This window comes from Protofrankia symbiont of Coriaria myrtifolia, from assembly GCF_900634755.1.
GTDB lineage: Bacteria > Actinomycetota > Actinomycetes > Frankiales > Frankiaceae > Protofrankia > Protofrankia coriariae.
On sequence record NZ_CAAAFS010000195.1, the window covers coordinates 1 to 5,415 of the forward strand.

The 5,415-nt window shown below is 71.0% G+C and carries 5 protein-coding genes; all 5 read left to right on the forward strand.

Features of this window, described 5'->3' with window-relative positions:
- A partial coding sequence (locus CM1CMNOD_RS11010) for a radical SAM protein (protein ID WP_206438278.1) occupies positions 1 to 1,077 on the forward strand: 1,077 nt, incomplete at its 5' end.
- A 36-nt stretch (positions 1,078 to 1,113) separates the two neighbouring features.
- Entirely contained in the window at positions 1,114 to 3,252 is a 2,139-nt protein-coding gene (locus tag CM1CMNOD_RS11015; protein WP_013873728.1) for an aminotransferase class I/II-fold pyridoxal phosphate-dependent enzyme, read from the forward strand.
- A 34-nt stretch (positions 3,253 to 3,286) separates the two neighbouring features.
- A complete protein-coding gene (locus CM1CMNOD_RS11020; protein WP_013873729.1) occupies positions 3,287 to 4,162 on the forward strand; it encodes a phytanoyl-CoA dioxygenase family protein in 876 nt (291 codons plus the stop codon).
- The gene (locus CM1CMNOD_RS11025; RefSeq protein WP_043603544.1) at positions 4,149 to 4,790 is read left to right on the forward strand and encodes a hypothetical protein; all 642 of its coding nucleotides are present in this window, start codon (positions 4,149 to 4,151) and stop codon (positions 4,788 to 4,790) included. Before CM1CMNOD_RS11020 ends, CM1CMNOD_RS11025 begins: the two co-directional genes overlap by 14 nt.
- Positions 4,791 to 4,990: 200 nt before the next feature.
- Entirely contained in the window at positions 4,991 to 5,407 is a 417-nt protein-coding gene (locus CM1CMNOD_RS11030; RefSeq protein WP_043603547.1) for a hypothetical protein, read from the forward strand.
- The last annotated feature ends 8 nt before the right edge of the window (positions 5,408 to 5,415 follow it).

A 5,415-nucleotide genomic window follows, 5' to 3' on the forward strand; every position in this document is an offset into this window, starting at 1 on the left:
CTGGCACACGAAGAAATGGTCCGTAAATTCGTGAACGGCGAGGAGATCCGCCCGATCCACATGCGGATCGGCATCATGGGCGCCTGCAACATGCGATGCAAATTCTGCAACTTCTACGACCTGTTCTCCTTCAAGGACTCGATAAAAACCGATGCCGCCGTCAGGCTCATGCACGAGTTCGCCGCCACCGGCGGCCGGGCGGTCACCTTCTGCGGCAGCGGCGAATGCACGATCCATCCGGGCTACCAGCAGATCACCCGCGCCGCGGCCGCGGCCGGGCTGCGGATCGGGCTGATCACCAACGGGTCCCGGCTGACCCACCCGGGCATCAGGGAATGCGTGGCCGAGACCCACACCTGGGTCCGGATCGGCCTCAACGCCGGCACCGAGAAGACCTTCAACGACATCACCCACGACCGTGACGGCACCTTCGGGACATTTCTGGAGTCGCCGGGCCGGCTACGCGCCGCCGCCGTCGACCCGGATTTCCGCATCGGATTCAACTTCGTCATCACCGCCCAGAACTACCGCGAAATCCGCCAGGCGGCCCGACTCGCACATGACTCAGGCGCCCACTACGTGCGCTTCGAGCCCGAGTTCTACAGTGGCCTCGGACACGACACGATCAAGACCATGATGGCCGATATCACAGCCGGGTTGAACGACGCGGCGGAGATGGCGACAACAGATTTCGAGGTTTCAGTACCCAAACTCGATCGGGGCCCCATGGACCAGGTGGAGGAGGTCGAGGGCGACTTCGAAAAATGCCACTACAGCCGTTTCGTCACCGCCGTCGGCGCCGACGGAAATCTGTATCCCTGCCCGCAGGTGCACCTCAACAGCCGCTATCTGATCGGGAACGTGCTGAAGGAAGGATACCTACAGATACTCGAGGGCGGAAGGCGGGCCTCGTGGGAGGAATCCAACCCACAGCGCACCGATCTGTACAAGTCCTGCTTCTACCGGCCGCAGAACGAACTCCTGGAGTGGCTCCGGCGCGGGAAGATCCACCTGGACGACGCGCTCGATTCCTACCGCGTCGAGGTCCCCGCCACCCTGCACGCCGACTTCGTCTGACCACCCGCTCCGTCTGATCGACTGTAAGGATCGCCCGTGCAGAGTTCCCGGCTACGACGCAGGTTCGCCGATGAAACCGCGCTGCGTCACACGTCGTCCGAGCGGACCGACCCGGCCGGCCAGAACCGGCGGATCCGCTCCGCCGTCGCTCGGCTCGCCCACGTCGACCCCGGCTCCGTCACCCCGCTGGAAACCATGCGGCGGACCACCGGGGAGCTGCCGGGGCTCCGGGTCGAGCGGTACGAGCTTCGTTCCCCTGCGCGGGACGGCATCCGGGCGGTGCTGCTGGCGCCCTCCGGACCGCCCCGTCCTCGGCCGGCGGTACTGGTCAGCCCGGGCCGGCGGGCGGTCCTGGAGCAGGTCACCGGGTTGAAGCCGCCCGATCACCCGGACCGCAACATCGCTGAGCGGCTGGCCCGGGCCGGACTGCTCACCCTCACCGTCGACTATGGACTCGACGGCGGCCTGCCAGCCGCCCTGCTCTCCGGCCGGGACGAGGCCGCGGTCCTCACCCAGGCGTTCAGCCTCGGTAGCCAGCCGCTGCTGGGCGCGCTGGTCGAGGACGCCCTCGGCGCGCTCGGCTGGCTGCGCGGGCACCCGGACGCCGACCCGGAGCGGATCGGGCTGTTCGGCCACAGCCTGGGCGCCGCCGTCGCCCTGCACACCGCCCTGCTGCAGGACGGCGAACCACTCCCGCTCTGCGCCGCCAGCCACCTCGGCAGCTACCCGCTGCTCCACGGCGAACTCCTCAGCGGCAACCCGGTGGCCATGCTCCCGGGCATCCTGCGCCATGCCGACCTGCCCGACCTCTACGCCGCTCTCTGCCCGGCACCACTCCAGGTCCAGTACGGCACCATCGACCCGACGCTGAGCCGTCAGGACACCGAGTCGGCCGCCGAACAGCTCCGCAAGGCCTACGCGCTGGGCTCCGCCCAACACCGGCTGGAGATTCTCGGCCTGCCCATGGGCCACGCCACCGATCCCGAACGTGCCACCGCCTTCTTCCTCGACGCCCTCGGCAAGAACGCTGTCCGGCCCGCCGTACCGGTGCCCGCGCTACGGCTCCGGTTCGACGTCGCGGCCCGCCGGGAGGTGACGGACCGGGTCGACGAGGCGCTGGCCTCCGGGACACTCACCCTCGGCCCGCAGGTCGCCGAGTTCGAGGCCCGGGCCGAACCCTGGGTGGGTCGGGAGGCGGTCGCGGTCAGCTCCGGCTCGGCCGCGCTGGAGATCGCTTTCCGTACCATCGGGGTGGCCGGCCGCACCGTGCTGGTCCCGGTCAACACCTTCTTCGCCACCGCCGCGGCCGCCGTCCGCGCCGGGGCCGTCGTGGACTTCGTCGACATGGAGCTCGACGGCCTGGGGCTGGACCCCGCATCGCTGGAACAGGCCCTGGAGCGGCACCCCGATGTGGCGGCCGTCGCCGTGGTCCACATCGGCGGCGTGATCTCCCCCGCGATCCACCAGGTCACCGAAACCTGCCGGGCCCGGGGGATCCCGCTGGTCGAGGACGCGGCGCACGCCTTCGGCTCCCGTCTCGACGGGGCCCCGGCCGGCACCTTCGGCTCCTACGGAGCGTTCTCGCTCTACCCGACCAAGGTTCTGACCAGCGCCGAAGGCGGTATCCTGACCACCCCCGGCCCCGCCGAACTGGACACCGTCCGCCGGCTGCGGGACCACGGCAAGGTGGCCTACGAGGCAGGCCTGCACGACTGCCCCGGCAGCAACTGGCGGATGAGCGAGGTGCACGCGGCCATCGGTCTCGCCCAACTGGAGCGCTTCGACGCGGCGACCCGGGCCCGGCAGGCGCTCGCCGCCCGGTACGACGAACATCTGTCCGGGGTGCCTGGACTCCGCCGCTATGACGTCCCGGCCGGGGTCACCGCCAACGGCTACAAGTACCTGGCGTACCTGCCGGACGGTGTCGACCGGGCCACCCTCAAGGCCCGGCTGCGCACCCGGCACGGTGTCGCCCTGGCCGGTGAGGTCTACGACACCCTGCTCTGCGAGCAGCCGTATTTCACCGCCCAGGGTGCCCCGCCGGCCCGGGACTTTCCGCAGGCCCGCTGGTTCGCCGCCCACCACATCTGCCTGCCGCTCTACCCGTCGATCACCCCCGCCCAGCAGCAACGCACCCTGGCCGCCCTCCGTACCGAACTGGCCAACCTCTGCTGACCCGTCACCCACCCCGCAGGGAGCGGACATCGCGATGACCACGGCACGCCCGGTAAGTGGGCTGACCTCCAACGGAGCGGCCATCCCCTTCAACGACACCTACTTCGTGCCGATGACGGACAGCTCCGACCTGCTCGCCGAGCCCACCGCGCTCCGCGAGCGGCTGCGCCGTGACGGCCACCTCCTGCTCCGTGGAGTCCTCGACCCGGACGAGGTGCTGCGACTGCGCGAGCAGTACTTCGCCCAGCTCGACCCCGGATTCCTCGCCCCGGGAACACCACCGGTCAGCGGTGTCTACTCGGGTACCGTGCCCGCCGGAACAGGGGAGTACGGAGTACCCGGCCACCCGGCCCACAGCTTCGTCCGCTCCCCGCAGTTCCAGCGGTTCAGCGAGCAGCCGGTGCTGCGCCGGCTCGCCGAAACGCTCCTGCAGGGCCCGGCGCAGCTACTACCCCGGAAGATCGTCCGCCACTTCTACCTCGGGTCCCTGCGCGCTTCCCGCGCCCACACCGACTACGAGTACATGACCAGAGGCACCGACCAGTTGCTCACCACCTGGATCCCGCTCGGCGACTGCCCGCTGCCGATGGGCGGCCTGATCTACCTCGAAGGCTCCCACACCCTGACCCCCGACCAGCTGGACCCGTTGCGCGACGTCACCGACCGTCCCCACGACTCCCGTCCGATCAGCCACGACCTGCGGTGGACGGCGGAGCGGACGGCCCGCCGCTGGCTGTGGGCCGACTACACCACCGGAGACCTGACCATCCACACCCCGCACATCGTCCACGCCTCTCTGGACACCGGCACCCACCGGATGCGGCTGTCCGCCGACCTCCGCTTCCAGCTCGACGGCGCCCGCACCGACAGCCGCTGGACCCGACCCTGGTCCGCCGATGACGGCGCCTGACCGATCGTCCGACGCCCCGGCGGTTGCCGGTGGCGCCGCCCCGGCCGGCCCGGCCGCCCCCGGCGGAGGCACCGTGCCGGTGTTCCGGCGGGGTGAGTGGTACGACTCGCTGGACTCCGCCCCACTGCCCGGCGGCGGGGGATGGCGGCTGTCACTGGTTCCCCGGGCCCTGATCGCCGCCGATGCCCGGCGCTCCCGTACGCCTCCTGGCCCCCCGCCGGACCACACCCAGCGGCTGCGGATCGTACGCCGTGCCCTGGACCTCTTCGACCAGGGCACTCTGCCGATCGGCAGCCTCGGCGACCAGGACGCGGCCGGTTTCCGGGCAGCGATGGCCTCGGTCGCAGGGCTCCCGGAACCACTCACCGAGCAGTGGATCACCCTGCTCCGCGACAGCCTCCCCGCCGGAACGCCACCGCCCGGGCCGCAGGCCACCCGCACGCTGGTCTCGCTGCCCGCCAACACCTTCACCTGTCTGGTCTCGGTACTCGACGCCGTACTGACCAGCGAAACGGTCTGGATCCGTCCCAGCCGCCGGGAACCGCTCTCCACTGTCCGCATGGTGGCGGCCCTGTTGGCCGCCGGCTGGCCTGCTACACCACTGTCCCCGAGGTCCTCCCCACGCTGATCACCCTTACCGACCGTCAGATCATCTACGGCGGCGACGGCATCGCCGCCCAGCTCCCCGACCTGCCCACCCTCACCCTGCACGGCCCCGGCCGGGGCTGTGCCCTGGTCCCGGCGGACCACGACCCGCAGGCCGCCGCCGACTGGCTGACCCCCCTGGTCGCCGGCAACAGCGGCCGGTTCTGCAAGAACGTCCGCACCGTGCTCTGCGCCGGTGACCCCGCCCCGGTCGCCCGCGTTCTCGGAGCCCGGCTGGACGCCATAGGCATCCAGCCGCCCGACCCTGCCCATCCGCAGGCCGCGATCCCCGACCCCGTCATGGCGCCCCGTATCGCGGAGCTGGCCCACCGGCTGATCCAGCCCGCCGACGAGGTGGTCACCACCCGTCCGCTGCTCCACCGGCACGGCTCGCTGGTCTTCCTGGCCCCCACCCTGATCTGCCTCGCCGACCCCGGCACCCCGGACACGCCGCACCCGCTTCTCGGCCGCGAACTCCCCTTCCCGTTCGCCGCCGTCCTGCGGGCCGGGCCCGCTCTGGCCGACGCGGTCCAGCAGCGTTCACTCTTCGTCCACACGATGCCGGGCGGCCTGTCGCCCGACCAAGGAGTCGACGCATGACCCCAGCC

Bases quoted from the DNA above. Each gene is read 5' to 3' on its own strand.
- CM1CMNOD_RS11020 (WP_013873729.1), top strand. From the start codon at position 3,287: ATGACCACGGCACGCCCGGTAAGTGGGCTGACCTCCAACGGAGCGGCC.
- CM1CMNOD_RS11025 (WP_043603544.1), top strand. From the start codon at position 4,149: ATGACGGCGCCTGACCGATCGTCCGACGCCCCGGCGGTTGCCGGTGGC.